Here is an 18,226-nt window from a genome sequence, read left to right on the forward strand (position 1 = left end):
TTATCCACAGGCGAGTAACCGTCGCCCCGGCGCGGAAACACCCGATAGGCTAGGGGCATGGAAATGTTCTTCGAGATTCTCTTCCTGGGTCTGCTCAGCGCTGCGGTTATCGGCATCCTGGGCGTCAGCGTCGTCGTGCTCCGCCGCCTCTTCAAGGGCCAGAGCTAAACCAAATGATCGAGATTCCGGTCGGGCTGCAACCCGAACTGGTTCCGCTGGCCTGGGTGATTGGCACCTGGGAGGGCACCGGCATGATCGAATACTCGGTCGACGGGCAGCTCCGCGAACACGCGTTCCGCCAGCAACTCGAATTCACCCACCGCGAGCTGCCGTTCCTCGAGTATCGCTCGCAGCTGTGGCTGCTCGACGACGAGTCGGGCGAAGAGACCCCGCTCACGGCCGAGTCCGGCTACTGGCGACTTGCGCGTCCGCGCACCGACGGCGACGTCGGCCCGGGCATCCTACCGCCGTCTGGCGACGCTCCGGTGCAGGGCGTTGACGACGTCGAGGCGCTCCGCAATGCGACGGGCGGCTTCGACCTCGAGGTGACGCTGGCGCATCCGACCGGCCTCACCGAGATCTACACCGGCACCATCGCTGGCCCGCGCATCGACCTCGCGACGTGCTCGGTGCAGCTCGCCGAGGGCGCGCACGCCTACGAGTCCGCGACGCGCATGTACGGCCTCGTCAACAACATGCTGTTCTGGGCGTGGGACATCGCGGCGCTCGGGCAGGAGCTCGCGACTCACGCATCCGGCCAGCTCAGCCGAGTTTCGAACGAATCGGACGAATCGTGACCTCCCCCTTCCTCGACCGCGCCGGCGCGGTCGCCGTTGAGTCCGGCCCCGACGTCGGCGTCGCGGCGCACTACGGTCAGCCGCTGCCCGAGCAGCGTGCGCTCGCGGCCGGCGAAGCCATCGTCGACCTCGGCCACCTCGGCGTCGTCGAGGTGCGCGGCGCCGACCGCCTCACCTTGATTAACTCGCTCACGAGCCAGCACGTCGTCAACCTCGCCGATGGCGTGAGTGCAGACAACCTGCTCCTCTCGGCGCAGGGTCGCATCGAGCACGAATTTGGGATGCTCGACGACGGCAGCAGCGCCTGGCTCATCACCGAGACTGCCGCGGCCGCCGACTTGGCCGCCTGGTTCACGAAGATGCGATTCATGATGCGCGTCGAGGTGCTCGACCGCAGCGACGACATCTTCCCGGTCGGAACCCTGGCCGACCGCGACCTCGGGGCCACCCTCGTGTGGCGCGACCCGTGGGCGCAGGGCGCGATCGGCGGCGTGACCTACGCCGCGACCGGCACTCACCCCGGCACTGCATACACCCTGCAGCTGCACTTGCTCGAGGCCGACGCCTACCGTGCCGCCGCGCAGGCCGAGCAGCTCGCCGGCGTGGACGCGCTTGAGGCGCTGCGCATCGCCGCGTGGCGACCGCGCGAGGGCCGCGAGTTCGACGACCGCGTGCTGCCCCACGAGCTCGACCTGCTGCGCAGCGCCGTGCACCTGACGAAGGGCTGCTACCGCGGCCAGGAGACGGTCGCGAAGGTGCACAACCTCGGCCACCCGCCGCGGCGTCTCGTGCAGCTCGACCTCGACGGCACGCTCGCCCAGCCGGGCGCCCTCGTGTACGTGCCCGGCAATGACAAGCCGGTCGGCCGCGTGACGTCGAGCGCGAATCACTTCGAGGACGGCCCGATCGCGCTCGCGATCGTGAAGCGCGGCACCGACGTCGACGCGCAGCTCGAGGTCGCCGACGGCGACGACGCGCGCATCGCGGCGGCGCAGACCGTGATTGTGCCCCAGGGCGCCGGCAGCACGGTCGACCTCAGCGCCTTCCGCGGCCGCTAGCTAAGCCCACGAACGCTGTGACGAATGTCACGGCGAAGTCGTGACGCTTCAGCGAGCCCGAGCGTTGCCTCGCGACGCATGCTGGTGGCATGAACACCGAACGCAGCTCAGGCACCGCACTGCAACTCACGGGCGTCACGAAATCCTTCCGCGTCGGCACCGAAACGGTCCGCGCCGTCCGAGGCATCGACCTCTCCATTGAGCGCGGCGAGATCGTCGCGCTGCTCGGCGCGAACGGCGCCGGAAAGACCACGACGCTCGACATGGTGCTCGGTCTCACCCCGCCCACTTCGGGCGAGGTGCGCGTGCTTGGCGGCACGGCCGAGCAGGCGGTCGCGAACGGCCGCATCTCGGCTGTGCTGCAGACCGGTGGCCTGCTGCGCGACCTCAAGGTTGGCGAGACGGTGCAGCTCATCGCGAGCACCTACCGCCACCACCTCGACGTGGACGAGGTGATGCGCCGAACGGGTCTCGATCGGCTCGCGAATCGCACGGTCGCGAAGTGCTCCGGCGGCGAGCAGCAGCGGCTGCGTTTCGCGCTGTCGCTGCTCTCGGAGCCCGAACTGCTCATTCTCGACGAGCCGACCTCGGGCATGGACGTCAACGCCCGCCGTGATTTCTGGGGCACCATGCGCAAGGAGGCGCTCGAGGGCCGCACGATCATCTTCGCGACGCACTACCTGCAGGAGGCCGACGAGTTCGCCCAGCGCATCGTCATGATGGCCGGTGGCGAGATTGTCGCTGACGGCAGCGTCTCCGAGATCCGCGCCCTCGCGGGCCGCAAGCACGTGTCGGCCAGGTGGGCGGATGCGCGCGATGACGAGCTCGCGCGGGTCGCGGGCGCCGAGCGGGTGCTGCGCCGCACCGGCGAGCGCATCACCTTCGAGTCGGGCGACGCGGACGCGACCGCGCGCTACCTCCTCACCGAGACCGCCGCATCCGACCTCGAAATCGTTGCGGCCAGCCTCGACGATGCCTTCAGCGCGCTCACCTCGACCGACCGCACGCCGGCCACGACCAAGTAGGAGCCAGAGATGTCTGCAACTGCCACCGCCCCCGCCGCCACACCCCGCGATAGCGCCAAGGTGGCTAGCACCAACATGATCGGCACGTATGTGCGCATCGAGCTCGTGCGCCAGCTCCGCCAGGTCTCAAATCTCGTGTTCATGGTCGGCCTGCCGCTCATGCTCTTCCTCATCTTCGGCGCCATGCAGGAGTATTCGACCACCGAACTCCCGAATGGCAACGGCAACGTGTCGGCGTCGATCATGGTGTCGTTCGCCTCCTACGGCGCGATCACGGCCACCGCAGGGCTGGCCGGCTCGGCCGCGATTGAGCTGCAGCAAGGCTGGGGACGCCAGCTCGGTATCACCCCGTTCCGCGGCACGCACTTCCTTATCTCAAAGACGATCGTGGCGATGGTGCTCGCGCTGCTGCCGGTCGGCGTCATCTTCCTCGCCGGTGCTCTCACGACGGCACGGCTTGACGGCTGGATCTGGGTCGCGTGCGGCGTGCTCGTGCTCGTGCCCGCCATCGTGTTCTCGCTCTACGGGCTCGCGATCGGCACGCTGTTTCGCAGCGAGACGGCCGTGGGCGCCGCGAGCGGCATGATCGTGATCTTCATGTTCCTCGGGAACGCGTTCATGCCGCTGTCGGGCTTCCTCTTCGACCTCTCGCCGTTCACTCCGGTCTGGGGCGTCATGCAGCTCGCCCTGTGGCCGCTGCAAGAGGGAACGGTGCTGAGCGCCGACGCCCTCACGCAGTACGAGCTGTGGCAGCCGATCACCAACGTTGTGGTGTGGGGCCTCATCTTCGCCGGTCTGGCCGCGCTCGGGGCGCGCCGCGGCACGAGCCGTCGCTGACTCCAGCCTCTAGGCTGATGGCACTGTGAAGCGAATCCTGCGATACGAAGACCTCTACGCCGGGGTATGGCTGGTCTTCCTGCTCCTCCCGGTGCTGTTCGTCGCGCTCTATTCCGACGCCGGCGTGTGGTGGGACGTCGCAGCCTACCTCGCCATCGCCGCGTTCTCGGTGATCTACATCGCGGTCTTTCGATGCATGATCGCGCGCGACATGCCGTCGATCGTCGCCGGTGCTCGCCCCAACCTCGGCTTGGCGAGCATCGGCACGGTGCTGCTGCTCGGCTGCGTCGCCCTCACGCTGCCGTCGCTCGGCCCGAACGCGACGGCGATGATGCCGTTCCTCGCGGCGGTGTGGATGTGGGCCTTGCCGATGGGCCTCGCGATGTTCGCGGCGGTAGCGTGGTGGTGCGTGTCGATGGGGTTCATCTGGCTCTACCTCGGCACTGACATGGCCAGCGTCTGGATCGGCCCGACCATGGCGCTCCTGTTCATCTGCTTCTTCCGTTTTTTCAACGAACGCGCGGCCCGCGAGGAGTCGCTCGCGACCGAGCTCGCGACGGCGCGCGAACGCGAGGAGATCGCGCGCGATGTGCACGACCTGCTCGGCCACTCGCTCACGGCCGTGTCGCTCAAGGCGCAGGTGGCTCGGCGCTTGTTGCGTGCCGACCCGGATCGCGCCGAGGCCGAGCTGGAGGAGCTTTTGCAGCTCACGCAGCGCTCGCTCGAGGAGGTGCGCGGCGTCGTGGGGCGCATGAGCACCCCCGACCTGACATCGCAGCTCGCCGCGGCGCGCGAAGTGCTCGAGGCGGCCGAGATTCACGTCGAGGTGCGGGGTGCGAGCGAACGGGTGCCCGCGTCGCGCCGGGCGCTGTTTGCCTGGGCCCTGCGCGAGGGAACGACGAACGTCGTGCGCCACGCCCAGGCCGCGAACGTGATGATCGCCCTCGAGCCCGACCGCCTCGAGGTTGCCGACGACGGTCGTGGCATCTGCGCCGAGGAGGGCCACGGGCTGACCGGGCTGCGTCGGCGCATTGAGGATGCTGGGGCCACCCTGCGCCTGCGGCCCGCGAACGCCGCGCTCGAGCGCCCCGGCACCCAACTCATCGTGGAGTACGAGTCATGAGCATCCGCATCCTTATCGCCGACGACCAGGACCTCATCCGCGGGGCGCTCGCGGCCCTGCTCGGGCTCGAGGAGGACCTCGAGATCGTCGCGCAGACCGGCCGCGGGGACGAGGTGGCGGCGCTCGTGGCCGAGCACGACGTCGACGTGGCGCTGCTCGACATCGAGATGCCCGGCCGCAACGGCATCGACGTTGCGGCCGAGCTCACGAGCTCGGGCTCGTCGTGCCGGGCCCTCATCGTCACGACGTTCGGCCGCCCGGGCTACCTTCGCCGTGCGATGGCGGCCGGTGCGCGCGGCTTCGTCGTGAAAGACACCCCGGCCGAGGAGCTCGCAAAGACGATCCGCGAGGTCGCGGCGGGGCGCCGCGTCGTCGACCCCGTGCTCGCGGCCGAATCAATGGGGGTGGGGGAGAGCCCGCTCAGCCCACGCGAGGCCGAAGTGCTGGCCGCGGCGGCCGACGGTGCGAGCGTGCGAGAGGTCGCCTCGCGGGTGCATCTTTCGGCCGGCACGGTGCGAAATCATCTCTCGGCGGCCATCGGTAAGACCGGCGCCGGCAACCGTGCCGAGGCCGCGCGGATTGCTCGGGACCGTGGATGGTTATTGGACACGTGACCTCGCTACGCTGAAGGCATGAACGCACCGCTCACGCTCATCCTCGTCCGCCACGGTCAGAGTGACTGGAATGAAAAGAATCTCTTCACCGGCTGGGTCGATGTCGACCTCACGGATCAGGGTCGCGCGGAGGCCAAGCGCGCCGGCGAGCTGATCCGCGACGCCGAGCTCGCTCCCGACATCCTCTACACCTCGCTGCTCACGCGCGCCATCGAGACCGCGAACATCGCGCTGAAGGAGGCCGGCTTTAACTGGATTCCGGTGAAGCGCGACTGGCGTCTCAACGAGCGCCACTACGGCGCGCTGCAGGGCAAGAACAAGGCGCAGGTGCGCGATGAGTTCGGCGAGGAGCAGTTCATGACCTGGCGTCGCTCGTACGACACGCCGCCGCCCGCCATCGCCGACGACAATGAGTTCTCGCAGATCGGCGACCGCCGCTACGCCGCCCTTGGCGACGACGCGCCCCGCACCGAGTGCCTCAAGGACGTGCTCGAGCGACTTTTGCCCTTCTGGGAGTCCGACATCGCGGGCGACCTCAAGGCCGGTAAGACGGTGCTCGTCGCGGCGCACGGTAACTCGCTGCGCGCGCTCGTGAAGCACCTCGACGGCATCTCGGACGACGAGATCGCAGGGCTGAACATCCCCACCGGCATCCCGCTCGTCTACCAGCTCGACCCCGAGACGCTGCAGCCCGTCGCCCCTGCCGCCTACCTTGACCCGGAGGCCGCCGCCGCGGGTGCCGCCGCCGTCGCAAACCAGGGCGCCCAGAAGTAGCGAGCCCAACGAAGAACGGCCCGCCTCCGAGTGGAAGCGGGCCGTTCTTCGTTGGCGTCGAGCGGGCCTAGGCCTCCTGCTCGGTGCCCTCCTGCTGGTAGCGGATGCGCTTGGCGATCGAGACGGCGTGGTCGGAGAAGCGCTCGAGGTAGCGGTTCGCGAGGGTCGCGTCGACGACCTGGGTCGGCGAGGCCTCCTGGTTACCGTCCTGTTCAAGCTCGCCGAGGGTGTCGAGCACCTGCTTGTGCTTTGCATCGATCTCGTCGTCTGCCGCGACGATCTCGTCGATGAGGCGGGGCTCCTCAGTCTCGAAGAGACGAACGAGACGCTCGGCCTGCGCGACGTCGAGCGCACCCATCTCGAGGAGGTGCTGACGCACCTGCGACGCACCCGACTCCTCGGGGTAGCGCATGCGGGCGAGCTGCGCGATGTGCGCGGCGAGGTCGCCCATGCGCTCGAGGGAGCCGCTCATGCGCATCGTCGAGACGATGAAGCGGAGGTCGTTCGCGACCGGTGCCTGCATGAGCAGGATCTCGAGGGTGAGGTCGTCGAGCTGCGCGGTCTGCTCGTCGATCTTAAGGTCATCACCGATGACCTCGTCAGCAACTGCGACGTCAGAGTGCGCGAACGAGGCGAGGGCACGAGTCATGGCCGACTGCACGTGGTTGGCAATGTTGACGAGGCCGCCCTGCACCTGGGCGAGCTCTTGCTGGAAAATTTCACGCATGGTCTGTCCTTCGATGGAAGTGGAACTTAGTGGGCTTGTGCCAAAAAGAAGGGCCGATGAACTCGGGGTTCATTCTCCAAGCTAGTGGTTTCCGGTGACGTGGCGGTGAACAGCACGCGCCAAACCGATGATTGACGAACTCAGGGGCGAGGAAACCGACGGCTCCTATGCTTAGAGGTTGTGAGCCCCGGCCTGATTTTCTTCCTCGCGATTCTGACGGGCGTTGTCATCGGCATCGTCGGCACCTCGGTGGTCTTTGTTGCGCGACGCAACCGGGCCGAGGTCGCGGCGCTGCGCAACCCGCACGTGCCCCAGGGCGTCGAGGAGGTGCTGCGGGCACTGCCGCAGACCGCGATCGTCGCCGACCCGTCGCACAACGTCGTTCGGGCCTCCGACAACGCCTACACCTCGGGCCTCGTCTCGCGGCCGGGGCGGCTCACGACCGACATCCACGACATCGCCTCCCGCGCCTGGCAGACCGGTAACCCGGTTGAAGAGGTGGTGCGGGTGCCCCGTGGGCCGTTCGGCTCGGTCGAGCTGACCTACCGCGTGCGTGCCGCGCTGCTCGAACCGCGCTACGTGCTGATCCTCGCGACCGATATCACCGAGTCGCTCCGCGTCGAGGCAACCCGGCGTGACTTTGTCGCGAACGTGTCGCACGAGCTCAAGACGCCGATCGGCGCGGTCACGCTCCTCGCCGAGGCGGTCAAAGAGGCTGCCGACGATCACGAGCAGGTGCAGTACTTCTCCGACCGGATGCTGCTCGAGGCCGAACGGCTGGCGCGACTCACGCGCGAGCTCATCGACCTCTCGCGGCTGCAGGCGATGGACACGCTCGAAGAGGCCGCCGACGTCGAGGTGTCTGACATCGTGGAACAGGCCATCGAACTCACGCGCGTCAACGCCGAGCGCAAGGACATCCGGGTGCACGCGAAGATCACCGAGGGCCTCGTGGTCTGGGGCGACGAGCGGTTGCTGCTCATGTGCTTCCAGAACCTCATCACCAACGCGATCACTTACTCTCCGGTCGGCTCGCACATCGGCATCGGCGCGCGCCGCCTCAGCGACGTCATCGAGGTCTCGGTGGCCGACCGCGGCATCGGCATCTCGGAGGACGACCAGAAACGCATCTTCGAGCGGTTCTACCGGGTCGACGCCGCGCGCTCGCGCAACACCGGCGGCACCGGGCTCGGCCTGAGCATCGTGCGACACATCATCGAGAACCACGGCGGTGAGATCCGCGTGTGGTCGAAGCTCGGTTCGGGCTCGACGTTCACGGTTCGCCTGCAGGCGGCGGAAGCGCGCCGCTCGGGCCGCGACGAAACGACCGAGAGCATCCGGCTGCCCAAAAAGGTGAACTCTTAACACCCGAACATGCAGCGCGCCTGCAGGTTCACGAAACGTTTCCCCGCCGTATGCACAATGGAGACGTGACACGAATCCTGATCGTCGAAGACGAGTCATCCCTGAACGAACCACTCGCATTCCTGCTTAAGAGGGAGGGCTACGAGACCGCGATCGCCGAAACCGGCACCGACGCGGTCGAACAGTTCGAGCGCGACGGGGCCGACCTCATCCTGCTGGACCTCATGCTGCCCGAGATGCCGGGGACCGAGGTGTGCAAGCGCATCCGCGCCACCTCGACCGTGCCGATCATCATGCTGACGGCGAAGGACTCCGAGGTCGACATCATCGTCGGCCTCGAACTCGGCGCCGACGACTACGTCACGAAGCCCTACTCGACCCGTGAACTGCTCGCCCGCGTGCGCGCCGTGTTGCGTCGCAGCGAGGTCGACTCGGAGGACGAAGACGAGAGCATCGTGCAGGTCGGTGACATCCGCATGGACATCGATCGCCACACCGTGCTCGTACGCGGCAACCTCACGCAGATGCCGCTCAAGGAGTTCGAACTGCTCGAGTACCTCATGCGCAACGCCGGCCGTGTGCTCACCCGCAGCCAACTCATCGACCGGGTCTGGGGGCCCGACTACTACGGCGACACGAAGACGCTTGACGTGCACATCAAGCGCATCCGCTCGCGCATCGAGGTGACCCCGTCGTCGCCGAAGCTGCTCGTGACCGTGCGTGGCCTCGGCTACCGCTTCGAGGGCTAAGCGCGCGATACGCAAAGAGGGAGGGCCCTAAGCGATCGCTTGGGGCCCTCCCTCTTTGCCTGCGTGGCCTTAGCCGACCGGTGCGTTCTCAGCGTCGGTCGACTGCTGCGGCAGGAGCGTCTGGTATTCCTCATGCACCGAAGCGGCGTCGTCGTCGCCGAGCACGGGCACCGCGTGGGTCTCTTCGACCGTCTGGCGAGCGCCGTCGGCGTCGGTGTAGGAAGCCTGGAAGGTCACCTCGACCGTCGTGCCGGTGGTGAAGTCACCCTGCACGAGCTGCTGGCCCTGGTCGCCGAAGCCGATGTCGGTGAGCTGCTGGCCCGCAGTGTAGGTGAGGGGGAGGCTCACCGTCGTGCCCTCAATGTCGAGGTTGAGCTGGGCGTTCTCGGAAGTCGTGTTGACCGCGGTGAAGACGAGGTTCGCCTCGGTGCCGGCGTCGTTGGTGAGCAGCAGCACGTTGCGCGCGTGCACGTCGCCGAGGTCGATGTTGACGCCATCGCTCGCCGCGTACTCCATGGTCGTGCGCTGCGGGCTGAACATGTTGCAGCCGGTCAGGCCTGCAGCAAGCGCAAGAGCCAGGGCGGATGCGGCGACGGCACGGATCTTCACGGCAGGGGCCTCCCGGTGTGGTTGCGAACCGCTCCCGGTTCGCCCAATAAAGCTGTCCCAAGCCTAGCGGATTGTGGGCGCTGCGCCGCGCACCGCGTCGGCGGCGCGGAATACTAGCACTCCTCCGTGATAGAATGGGCCGTTGGAGAAAGGGGCCCATCTATGAATCTTGAGGTCGGCGAGACCGTCGTTTACCCGCACCACGGCGCGGCAACGATCGAAGAAGTCAAGACTCGCATCATCAAGGGTGAAGAGCGGACCTACTTGAAGCTCAACGTATCGCAGGGCGACCTGACGATCGAGGTGCCGGCCGAGAACGTCGAACTGGTCGGAGTGCGCGACGTCATCGACGAGCGCGGCCTCCAGGAGGTCTTCGATGTCCTCCAAGCACCGATCACCGAGGAGCCCACGAACTGGTCGCGACGCTACAAGTCGAACCAGGAGAAGCTCGCCTCGGGTGACGTGCTCAAGGTGTCGGAGGTCGTGCGCGACCTGTGGCGCCGCGACCAGGACAAGGGCCTGTCGGCAGGCGAGAAGCGTATGCTCGCGAAGGCACGCCAGGTGCTCGTGAGCGAGCTCGCGCTCGCCGAAGAAATTGACGAGGTTGCCGCAAACGAGCACCTCGACAAGGTGCTCGCGGCCTAGTTCCGCGGTGACCACTATGCACCTGGGGGTGCCCTGCACCGGCGTCGTGATTGTGGCGGCGGGCAGCGGTACCCGCCTTGGTTTTGGGGTGCCGAAGGCGTTCGCGGAGCTCGCCGGTGAGCCCATGCTCGCGCATACCGTGCGCGCCCTCGACGCGTTGCCGGGGCGCGTGGCCGTCGCGATCGCGACCCCGCCCGCCGATGCCGAGCGCGGCGGCATCGCCCATGAGCTGCTGGCGGCACTCGCCGCGAGCATGGGGTCCGAACGACTCATCAGCGCCGCCGTCGTCGAGGGCGGCGCGACGCGGTACGACTCGGTGCGGGCCGCGATTGCGCAGCTGCCCGACGTCTGCGACGTCATTCTCGTGCACGACGCCGCGCGTGCGCTTACGCCCGGCGAACTGCACGAGCGCGTCGCCGGCGCGGTGCGCGCCACCGGCCACGGTGCGGTGCCCGGCCTGCCCGTCGTTGACACGATCAAGCGCGTCGACGACGACGAGGTCGTGCTCGAGACGGTCGATCGCTCGCCGCTGCGCGCCATGCAGACCCCGCAGGGATTTCCCGCGGATGCGCTCCGTCGCGCGTACGAGCGGGGGAGCGTCGCCGACACCGACGACGCGGCGACGTTTGCCGCCGCCGGCGGCACGGTCAAGATCATCCCCGGCCACGAGGACGCCTTCAAAATCACGACGCCGCACGACTTCGCGCGGGTCGAGCGAGAGCTTGCCCGCCGAGCCGGCGCCACGGTCGAGCTGCGAGTCGGCGTCGGCACCGACATTCACGCCTTCGACGACCACTCGCCCTGCTGGCTTGCTGGCCTGCACTTCCCGGGGGAGCCGGGCCTCTCGGGCCACAGCGACGGCGACGCTGCGAGCCACGCCCTCGTCGACGCGCTACTCGGCGCCGCCGGACTCGGCGACATCGGCAGCACCTTCGGCACCGACGACCCGCGCTTCGCGAACGCGCACGGCGAGGTCTTTCTGCGCGCGACGCGCGAGTTGCTCGAGGAGGCCGGGTGGCGCATCCGCAATGCCACCGTGCAGGTAATCTGCCGCCGGCCCCGCTTCGGCCGCAGGTCTGAGGAGGCCTCGGAGCTCTTGAGCCGCGTGCTCGGCGCACCGATCTCGGTGAGTGCGACGACGAGCGATGGGCTCGGATTCATGGCCCGCACGACCGATGGCGGCGTGTTCGCGATCGCCACGGCGCTGCTCGAAAACGAGAACCTAAGATAGAGGGCGTGACTCAGCGCCTTTACGACACTCGACTGCAATCGCTCGTCGACTTCGCCCCGCTCCGCCCGGGCGAGGTATCGCTGTATGTCTGTGGCCCGACGGTGCAGTCGGGGCCGCATCTCGGGCACCTGCGCTCGGCGCTCGTGTACGACCAGATTCGCCGCTGGTTCACGCACGAGGGCTACCGCGTGACGCTCGTGCGCAACGTGACCGACATCGACGACAAGACGCTCGCGAACGCGACGCCCGAGGAGCCGTGGTGGGCGCTGGCGTACCGCGTCGAGCGCGAGTTCGGTGAGGTCTACGGCGCGCTGCGCATCCTGCCACCGACGTACGAGCCGCGCGCGACCGGCGCGATCCCCGAGATGCAGGAGCTCATCACGCGCCTGATCGAGCGGGGCCACGCCTACGCCGCGAACGACGGCTCGGGCGACGTCTACTTCGACACCGCGAGCTGGCCTGCCTATGGTGAGCTCACGCATCAGCGCCCGGCGGACATGGTCGAAGCCGAGGACGGCCCCGAGCGCGCGAAGCGCAACGCGACCGACTTTGCGCTTTGGAAGGGCCGCAAGGCCGACGAGCCCGCCTCGGCCGCCTGGGCCTCGCCCTGGGGTGAGGGGCGCCCCGGCTGGCACATCGAGTGCTCGGCGATGTCGACGAAGTACCTCGGCACCGCGTTCGATATTCACGGTGGCGGCCGCGACCTGCGGTTCCCGCACCACGAGAACGAACTCGCGCAGTCGAAGGCGGCGGGCGACGAGTTTGCGCGGTACTGGCTGCACAACGGACTCGTCTCGCTTGGCGGCACGAAGATGTCGAAGTCGGTCGGGAACGTTATTTCGGCGACCGAGCTCGTGCGCACGCGCCGGCCGATCGTCGTGCGGTACCTGCTCGGCACCGGTCACTACCGCTCGACGATTGAGGCCGGCGACAGCGCCTACGCAGAGGCCGAGGCCGCGTTCGCGCGCGTCGAGAACTTCCTCGAGCGGGCCACGCGGCTCGTCGGTGCGGTCGACGCCGCGGTCGAGCTGCCCGAGGCCTTCGAGGCGCACTTGCGCGACGACTTCTCGGTGCCGCAGGCCCTCGCCGTCATTTTCGACGCCGTGTCGGAGGGCAATAACGCGGTCAGCGCGGGTGACGCCGAGCGCGTGCGGGACTCCGTTGCGGCGGTGCGCGGGATGCTCGGCATCCTCGGCCTCGACCCGCTCGCCGAGGAATGGGCCGAAGACAGCCAGTCGGCCTCGCTCGAACCCGTGCTCGACAAGCTCGTCGGCGAACTGCTCGAACAGCGCACCGCGGCGCGCGCGGCGAAGGACTGGGCCGCTGCCGACCGGATCCGCGACGGCCTCGCCGCGGCCGGCATCACGATTGAAGACAGCCCGCAGGGACCACACTGGAGCGTGAACGAATGACCAAGTCACAGAAGAAAGGCCCCTCGAAGGGCACCGGCGGCCTCGGCCGCAAGGCACTCGAAGGCAAGGGCCCGACCCCGCGGGCGGAAGACCGTCACTGGGCAAAGGACCGCCGGCGCAAGCAGGCTGCCGAGGCGAAGAACCGTCAGGCGCGCCCGCAGCAGCGGCAGCGCCGCGCGTCGTCGAGCGCGCAGAACGACACTGAGCTGGTGACCGGGCGCAACGCCGCGGTCGAGGCGCTGCGTGCTGAGATTCCCGCCACGACGGTGTACGTCGCGCAGAACATCGAGGTGGATGACCGCATCAAGGAGATCATCCAGCTCGCGGCGAAGCGCCAGATCCCGATGCTCGAGGTGACCCGCCAGGAGCTCGACCGCATGGTGCCGTTCGACGCCGTGCACCAGGGCGTCGCAGTCAAGGTTCCGCCGTACGAGTACTCCGACCCGGTCGAGCTGGCCGAACGAGTGATCTCGCGCGGTGACGTGCCGCTGCTCGTGGCGCTCGACGGCATCACCGACCCCCGCAATCTCGGCGCGATCATCCGCTCGGTGGCCGCGTTCGGCGGCCACGGCGTCATCGTCCCGCAGCGCCGCGCCGCGGGTATGACGGCGACCGCGTGGCGCACCTCGGCGGGTGCCGCCGCGCGCCTGCCCGTCGCGCTCGCGAGCAACCTCACGAACACGATCAAGTCGCTCAAGCAGCAGGGCGTCTTCGTCGTCGGCCTCGACGGCGACGGCGACGTCGAACTGCCCGGACTCGACCTCGCGACCTCGCCGCTGCTCGTCGTTGTCGGCTCGGAGGGCAAGGGCCTGTCGCGTCTCGTCGCCGAGCAGTGCGACGCGATCGTGTCGATTCCGATCGATGCCGCGACCGAGTCGCTCAATGCGGGCATCGCCGCATCCGTCACCTGCTACGAGATTTCGAAGCTGCGTGCGGCGGCCGCCGAGGCGAAGGAAGCCCTGCTCTAGTTCAGGCGAGTGCCGTCGTCGAGGCGGAACCGGTGCAGTCGCTGCCGGTTCGCCTCGAGGCGCACCTCGTCACCGATCTGCGGGTGATCGCGGCCGTCGACGCGCGCGACGAGCTGGACCTCGTCGCCCGCGATCTCGCCGGAGCAGAACAGGTAGCCGTCGGAGCCGAGCTCTTCGACGAGGGTGACGCGCGCCGGAATGCCGCCCTCGTTTGTGAGGCGGAGGTCTTCGGCACGGACACCGACGCGTTCGCCGTTCTCGGTCCAGAGGTTCATCGCCGGCGTGCCGATGAAGCTCGCGACGAACTCGTTCACGGGGCGGTCGTAGAGCTCCTGCGGCGTGCCGAGCTGCTGCAGCTTGCCCTCATTGAGTACCGCGATGCGCGTGCCCATGGTCATCGCCTCGGTCTGATCGTGCGTCACGTAGACCGTCGTGGTGCCGAGCCGGCGCTGCAGCGAGGCGATCTGCGCGCGCGTCTGTACGCGCAGCTTCGCGTCGAGGTTCGACAGCGGTTCGTCCATGAGGAAGACCTGGGGCTCGCGCACGATGGCGCGACCCATGGCCACGCGCTGGCGCTGGCCGCCCGAGAGTTCCGAGGGCCGGCGGTGCAGCAGCGGCTCGAGGTCGAGCAGCTTCGCCGCCTCGCGTACCTTCTCGTTGCGCTCGGCCTTCGAGACGCCGCGCGTCTTGAGGCCGAAGCCCATATTCTGCTCGACCGTGAGGTGGGGGTAGAGCGCGTAATTCTGGAACACCATCGCGATATCGCGATCCTTCGGCGCGACGTTCGTCACCTCATCGTCGCCGATGAGGATGCGGCCGTCATCGACCGGGTCGAGGCCCGCGAGCATCCGGAGCGTCGTGGTCTTACCGCAGCCCGAGGGGCCCACCAGTACCAAGAACTCGCCGTCGGCAATCTCGATGCTGAGATCGTCAACGGCGTTTCGGGTGGCGCCGGGGAAGCGGCGCGAGACACTCGCGAAGGTAACTGCGGCCATACCGAGCCATCGTAGTCGGGTGTCGTTCAGTGCGCGGTGCGACCATGAGGAGACCTCCCATCGAGAACAGAAGGGGTCATATTCATGTCATTTGCAGGTCGCGTCGCACTGGTCACTGGAGCCGGTTCGGGCATCGGTGAAGCCATCGCGAAGGAACTCGCCGCACAGGGCGTCAAGGTCGTCGTGTCGGACATTAACGAGGATGGCGCCAACCGCGTCGTCGACGAGATCGCCGGCGCCGGCGGAACCGCGGTCGCCTTCGTCGCGAACACGGCGGTGAAGGAAGACAGCGAGAAGTCGGTCGCGTTCGCGATCGAGACCTACGGCAAGCTCAACTACGCCGTGAACAACGCCGGCATCGGCGGCGCGAACGCCCCCGCCGGGCAGGTCGACCTTGACGACTGGGACCGCGTCATCGACATTAACCTCAACGGCGTGCTCTACGGCATGCGCTACCAGATTCCCGCCATGCTCGAAGCCGGTGCTGCCGAGAGCGCGATCGTCAACATGGCCTCGATTCACGGCACCGTCGCGGCGCTCGGCAATGGCGCGTACACAGCGGCAAAGCACGGGGTCGTCGGCCTCACGAAGAACGCCGCCGCCGAGTACGGCGCCCAGGGCCTGCGCATCAACTCGGTCGGCCCGGCCTACATCAACACGCCCCTGCTCAAGCAGATGCCCGACGAGATGTACAACGCGCTCGCCGCGAAGCACCCGCTGGGTCGCCTCGGCGAGCCCGAGGAGGTCGCCAAGGTGGTGCGCTTCTTGCTCAGCGAGGACGCCTCGTTCGTCACCGGCGGCTACTACCTCATCGACGGCGGTTACACGGCCGTCTAGCCTGTCACCGCAGCATCCCATCACCCCGTAGTATGGGATGCTGTTGCCGCCTTAGCTCAGCTGGTAGAGCATCTGTCTTGTAAACAGAAGGTCATCGGTTCGAACCCGATAGGCGGCTCCAGTGTTTTGCAGGGGTAAGGTGAGTCGCTACCACTGCACGACAAAAGGAGCCAGCACATGGCAATTGATCCGCAGCTTGCCGGAACTTGGCAGATTGACAACGCGCACTCGCGCGTGGGGTTCTCGACGCGCCACGCCATGGTGTCGCGCGTTCGCGGTGCGTTCAACAACGTGCAGGGTCAGGCCAACATCAACGCTGAGAACCTGGCCGAGTCGAACGTGCAGGTCACGATCGAGGCCGCGAGCATTGACACTCGCCAGCCGGAGCGCGACGACCACCTGCGCAGCCCCGACTTTCTCAACGTCGGCGAGTTCCCGCAGATCACGTTCGTTTCGAGCTCGATTGACGAGATTGGTGACAACCAATTCATCGTGACCGGAGACCTGACCATTCGGGGGATTACCCGTCAAACGTCGATCCCGCTCGAGCTGATGGGTGTTGAGCACGACCCGATGGGCGCAACGCGTGCTGGCCTCGAAGGCTCGCGACGCATTGACCGCCGCGAGTGGGATGTTCGCTGGAACACCCCGCTCGATTCGGGCGGGGTGCTGGTCAGCGACAAGATCACGCTCGAGTTCGAACTCGCCCTAGTTAAGCAGTAGCGGGCACGAACTCCAGGCTGACCGAGTTCATGCAGAACCGGTCGCCGGTCGGGGTGCCGTAGCCGTCGGGGAACACGTGCCCGAGGTGCGAACCGCACTTCGCGCAGCGAACCTCGACGCGGCGCATGCCGAGCGTGTTGTCTTCGAGGTACTCCACGGCGCCCTCACGCAGCGGCTCCCAGAAGCTGGGCCAGCCGCACCCCGCGTCGAACTTCGTCGTCGCGTTAAAGAGCTCGTTGCCGCAGGCGCGACACGTGTAGGTCCCCGGGCGTTCTTCGTTGAGCAGCGCGCCGGTAAATGCCCGCTCGGTGCCGGCCTGTCGCAGCACCTGGAATTCCTGGGGGTTGAGCACCTCGCGCCACTGCGCATCAGTGCGTTCAACTTCGTACGACATGGGACCTCCTGGATAGGCAAGTGTACGCGCGCCGCGAGGGCAATCTGCCCGAGCGCGCGTAGGCTCGGGACGAGCATTCCGTAATGAGTTCAACACCGCTGAGGAGGCGAATATGCCCGAAGCCGCAGGCGCCCTGCGCCACTCGAGCCCGCCGCCGCTCCACGACGAAGACCGAGCCTTGCTCGAATTCGAAGCGGAGCATCCTCGCCACGGACGCGCGAAAGAGGATGCGATTCGCGCCCAGTTCGGCTATTCCGCTGCTCGGTATTATCAGATTCTCGGTACGCTCATTGAGTCGCCCTCGGCGCTCGTCGCGTATCCGATGCTTGTGCACCGGCTTCGGCGGATGCGCGAGGCACGTCGAGCGCACCGCTTCGGTACGGTCGACGGCCGCAACTAGCCCCACCCCTGCAGGAAGATTCAGCACACGTGAAGTACCCCAAGGATCGCTTCGACGACTTCCCCCGCACGCTCAAGCGCCGCGGGGCGCACCGCGCGCCGCGAACCTGGGCGTCGAAGTTCATGTCGTGGATTGTGGCGATCGTCGCGTTCGTGCTGCTCGTCGGCATCGGCGTCGGCGTGATGTGGGCGATCGACAACCAGGTGCAGTTCACCGCCGACATGGGCGGGCAGGAAGAGACGACGTCACCGACCGAGTCGAGCAGCGCTGGGCCGACCCCCACGCCGACCGAGACCGGCCCAAGCGCGACGGTGGATGCTTCGCTCAGCGTCACGGTGCTCAACGGCATTGGCACGCCCGGCCTCGCGACCGCGGGCTCGGAGGCCATGACGAGCGGCGGTTGGACCGTCGGCACGGTCGCCGACGCCGACAGCTTCGACTACCAGACCACGAGCATTGTCGTCGCGAGCGAAGACCAGCGCGGCGCGGCCCTCGGTGCGCAGGAGACGCTCGGCTTCGGCGAGATCTCGGTCGACCCGAACATCGCCGCCGAGGGCACGCTCGTCGTGATCCTTGGCTCGGATGCGGGTGACGCGCTGCTCTAGCGGCAACGTTGCCCATCTCGTCACTCGAATTTCACGTGCCTGTTGCGAGCCTTGCCTAGGGTGCCGCTATGGCTACAGGCATCGTGAAGTGGTTCGACGCGGAAAAGGGCTTCGGTTTTATCACCGTCGACGGTGACACCACCCCCGCGCAGGAAGTATTCGTGCACTACCGCTCGATCGATATGACTGGTTTCCGCACGCTGCAGGAGAACCAGGCGGTCGAGTTTGAGGTGACGCAGGGCGAGAAGGGGCCGCAGGCCGAGCACGTGCGCTCGCTGTAGGCGGACTCTCCTTGCACTCTCAGGGTGAGAGTGCCAACATTGGTCTTGGCACTCCAC

At 67.6% G+C, this 18,226-nt stretch carries 22 protein-coding genes and 1 tRNA gene; 19 read left to right on the top strand and 4 right to left on the bottom strand.

Features of this window, described 5'->3' with window-relative positions:
• Positions 1-173 precede the first annotated feature (173 nt).
• The 7 genes from M3M28_RS03490 to M3M28_RS03520 all read left to right on the top strand — a co-directional run bounded on the left by M3M28_RS03490 (position 174) and on the right by M3M28_RS03520 (position 6,228).
• On the top strand, positions 174-797 hold the full coding sequence (locus M3M28_RS03490) for a heme-binding beta-barrel domain-containing protein (RefSeq protein WP_249387455.1): 624 nt from the start codon (positions 174-176) through the stop codon (positions 795-797).
• Complete coding sequence (ygfZ, locus tag M3M28_RS03495) at positions 794-1,855, top strand: CAF17-like 4Fe-4S cluster assembly/insertion protein YgfZ (RefSeq protein WP_249387456.1); 1,062 nt, start codon at positions 794-796, stop codon at positions 1,853-1,855. The genes M3M28_RS03490 and ygfZ overlap by 4 nt, the downstream gene beginning before the upstream one ends.
• 89 nt (positions 1,856-1,944) lie before the next feature.
• On the top strand, positions 1,945-2,880 hold the full coding sequence (locus M3M28_RS03500; RefSeq protein ID WP_249387457.1) for an ABC transporter ATP-binding protein: 936 nt from the start codon (positions 1,945-1,947) through the stop codon (positions 2,878-2,880).
• Positions 2,881-2,889: 9 nt separating this feature from the next.
• Positions 2,890-3,717 (top strand): ABC transporter permease, encoded by an 828-nt coding sequence (locus M3M28_RS03505; RefSeq protein WP_249387458.1) that lies wholly within the window; start codon positions 2,890-2,892, stop codon positions 3,715-3,717.
• Positions 3,718-3,742: 25 nt separating this feature from the next.
• Entirely contained in the window at positions 3,743-4,840 is a 1,098-nt protein-coding gene (locus tag M3M28_RS03510; protein ID WP_249387459.1) for a sensor histidine kinase, read from the top strand.
• On the top strand, positions 4,837-5,454 hold the full coding sequence (locus M3M28_RS03515) for a response regulator transcription factor (protein WP_249387460.1): 618 nt from the start codon (positions 4,837-4,839) through the stop codon (positions 5,452-5,454). Before M3M28_RS03510 ends, M3M28_RS03515 begins: the two co-directional genes overlap by 4 nt.
• Positions 5,455-5,472: 18 nt before the next feature.
• A complete protein-coding gene (locus M3M28_RS03520) occupies positions 5,473-6,228 on the top strand; it encodes a phosphoglyceromutase (protein ID WP_249387461.1) in 756 nt (251 codons plus the stop codon).
• Positions 6,229-6,295: 67 nt separating this feature from the next.
• Here M3M28_RS03520 and phoU read toward each other — a convergent pair whose 3' ends face one another.
• Positions 6,296-6,955: a phosphate signaling complex protein PhoU gene (phoU, locus tag M3M28_RS03525; protein WP_249387462.1), complete on the bottom strand. Its 660-nt coding sequence runs from the start codon at positions 6,953-6,955 to the stop codon at positions 6,296-6,298.
• 180 nt (positions 6,956-7,135) lie between these two features.
• Here phoU and M3M28_RS03530 point away from each other — a divergent pair, with 180 nt between their 5' ends.
• On the top strand, positions 7,136-8,320 hold the full coding sequence (locus tag M3M28_RS03530) for a sensor histidine kinase (RefSeq protein WP_249387463.1): 1,185 nt from the start codon (positions 7,136-7,138) through the stop codon (positions 8,318-8,320).
• 65 nt (positions 8,321-8,385) lie between these two features.
• Complete coding sequence (locus tag M3M28_RS03535; RefSeq protein ID WP_249387464.1) at positions 8,386-9,069, top strand: response regulator transcription factor; 684 nt, start codon at positions 8,386-8,388, stop codon at positions 9,067-9,069.
• A gap of 69 nt (positions 9,070-9,138) precedes the next feature.
• On the opposite strand, the gene M3M28_RS03540 is transcribed toward M3M28_RS03535, so the two are convergent.
• Entirely contained in the window at positions 9,139-9,678 is a 540-nt protein-coding gene (locus tag M3M28_RS03540) for a hypothetical protein (RefSeq protein WP_249387465.1), read from the bottom strand.
• A 162-nt stretch (positions 9,679-9,840) separates the two neighbouring features.
• Here M3M28_RS03540 and M3M28_RS03545 point away from each other — a divergent pair, with 162 nt between their 5' ends.
• The 4 genes from M3M28_RS03545 to rlmB are packed head-to-tail and all read left to right on the top strand — an operon-like array spanning position 9,841 to position 13,934.
• Complete coding sequence (locus M3M28_RS03545) at positions 9,841-10,323, top strand: CarD family transcriptional regulator (RefSeq protein ID WP_249387466.1); 483 nt, start codon at positions 9,841-9,843, stop codon at positions 10,321-10,323.
• 16 nt (positions 10,324-10,339) lie between these two features.
• The gene (gene ispD, locus M3M28_RS03550; RefSeq protein WP_249387978.1) at positions 10,340-11,554 is read left to right on the top strand and encodes a 2-C-methyl-D-erythritol 4-phosphate cytidylyltransferase; all 1,215 of its coding nucleotides are present in this window, start codon (positions 10,340-10,342) and stop codon (positions 11,552-11,554) included.
• Positions 11,555-11,559: 5 nt separating this feature from the next.
• Positions 11,560-12,966 (top strand): cysteine--tRNA ligase, encoded by a 1,407-nt coding sequence (gene cysS / locus M3M28_RS03555; RefSeq protein ID WP_249387467.1) that lies wholly within the window; start codon positions 11,560-11,562, stop codon positions 12,964-12,966.
• Positions 12,963-13,934, top strand: a complete 972-nt coding sequence (rlmB, locus tag M3M28_RS03560; RefSeq protein ID WP_249387468.1) for a 23S rRNA (guanosine(2251)-2'-O)-methyltransferase RlmB — start codon at positions 12,963-12,965, stop codon at positions 13,932-13,934. The genes cysS and rlmB overlap by 4 nt, the downstream gene beginning before the upstream one ends.
• On the opposite strand, the gene M3M28_RS03565 is transcribed toward rlmB, so the two are convergent.
• Positions 13,931-14,929 (bottom strand): ABC transporter ATP-binding protein, encoded by a 999-nt coding sequence (locus tag M3M28_RS03565; protein WP_249387469.1) that lies wholly within the window; start codon positions 14,927-14,929, stop codon positions 13,931-13,933. The two genes, rlmB and M3M28_RS03565, sit on opposite strands and share 4 nt — an antisense overlap.
• A gap of 84 nt (positions 14,930-15,013) precedes the next feature.
• Between M3M28_RS03565 and M3M28_RS03570 the strand changes: the two genes are divergently transcribed.
• The 3 genes from M3M28_RS03570 (at position 15,014) to M3M28_RS03580 (ending at position 16,489) form a co-directional block, all read left to right on the top strand.
• A complete protein-coding gene (locus tag M3M28_RS03570) occupies positions 15,014-15,766 on the top strand; it encodes an SDR family NAD(P)-dependent oxidoreductase (protein WP_249387470.1) in 753 nt (250 codons plus the stop codon).
• A gap of 45 nt (positions 15,767-15,811) precedes the next feature.
• Positions 15,812-15,887: transfer RNA gene (locus M3M28_RS03575), tRNA-Thr, on the top strand.
• A 56-nt stretch (positions 15,888-15,943) separates the two neighbouring features.
• Positions 15,944-16,489: a YceI family protein gene (locus M3M28_RS03580; RefSeq protein WP_249387471.1), complete on the top strand. Its 546-nt coding sequence runs from the start codon at positions 15,944-15,946 to the stop codon at positions 16,487-16,489.
• On the opposite strand, the gene msrB is transcribed toward M3M28_RS03580, so the two are convergent.
• On the bottom strand, positions 16,479-16,883 hold the full coding sequence (msrB, locus tag M3M28_RS03585) for a peptide-methionine (R)-S-oxide reductase MsrB (RefSeq protein WP_125106435.1): 405 nt from the start codon (positions 16,881-16,883) through the stop codon (positions 16,479-16,481). The genes M3M28_RS03580 and msrB overlap by 11 nt on opposite strands.
• A 112-nt stretch (positions 16,884-16,995) precedes the next feature.
• On the opposite strand from msrB, the gene M3M28_RS03590 reads away from it, so the two are divergent.
• The 3 genes from M3M28_RS03590 to M3M28_RS03600 all read left to right on the top strand — a co-directional run bounded on the left by M3M28_RS03590 (position 16,996) and on the right by M3M28_RS03600 (position 18,169).
• Positions 16,996-17,283, top strand: a complete 288-nt coding sequence (locus tag M3M28_RS03590) for a DUF3263 domain-containing protein (protein ID WP_249387472.1) — start codon at positions 16,996-16,998, stop codon at positions 17,281-17,283.
• Between the two features lie 29 nt (positions 17,284-17,312).
• Entirely contained in the window at positions 17,313-17,888 is a 576-nt protein-coding gene (locus M3M28_RS03595; RefSeq protein ID WP_249387473.1) for a LytR C-terminal domain-containing protein, read from the top strand.
• A gap of 68 nt (positions 17,889-17,956) precedes the next feature.
• Entirely contained in the window at positions 17,957-18,169 is a 213-nt protein-coding gene (locus M3M28_RS03600; protein WP_249387474.1) for a cold-shock protein, read from the top strand.
• Positions 18,170-18,226: the final 57 nt, after the last annotated feature.

The sequence above is a fragment of the Gulosibacter sediminis genome, assembly GCF_023370115.1.
Lineage (GTDB): Bacteria > Actinomycetota > Actinomycetes > Actinomycetales > Microbacteriaceae > Gulosibacter > Gulosibacter sediminis_A.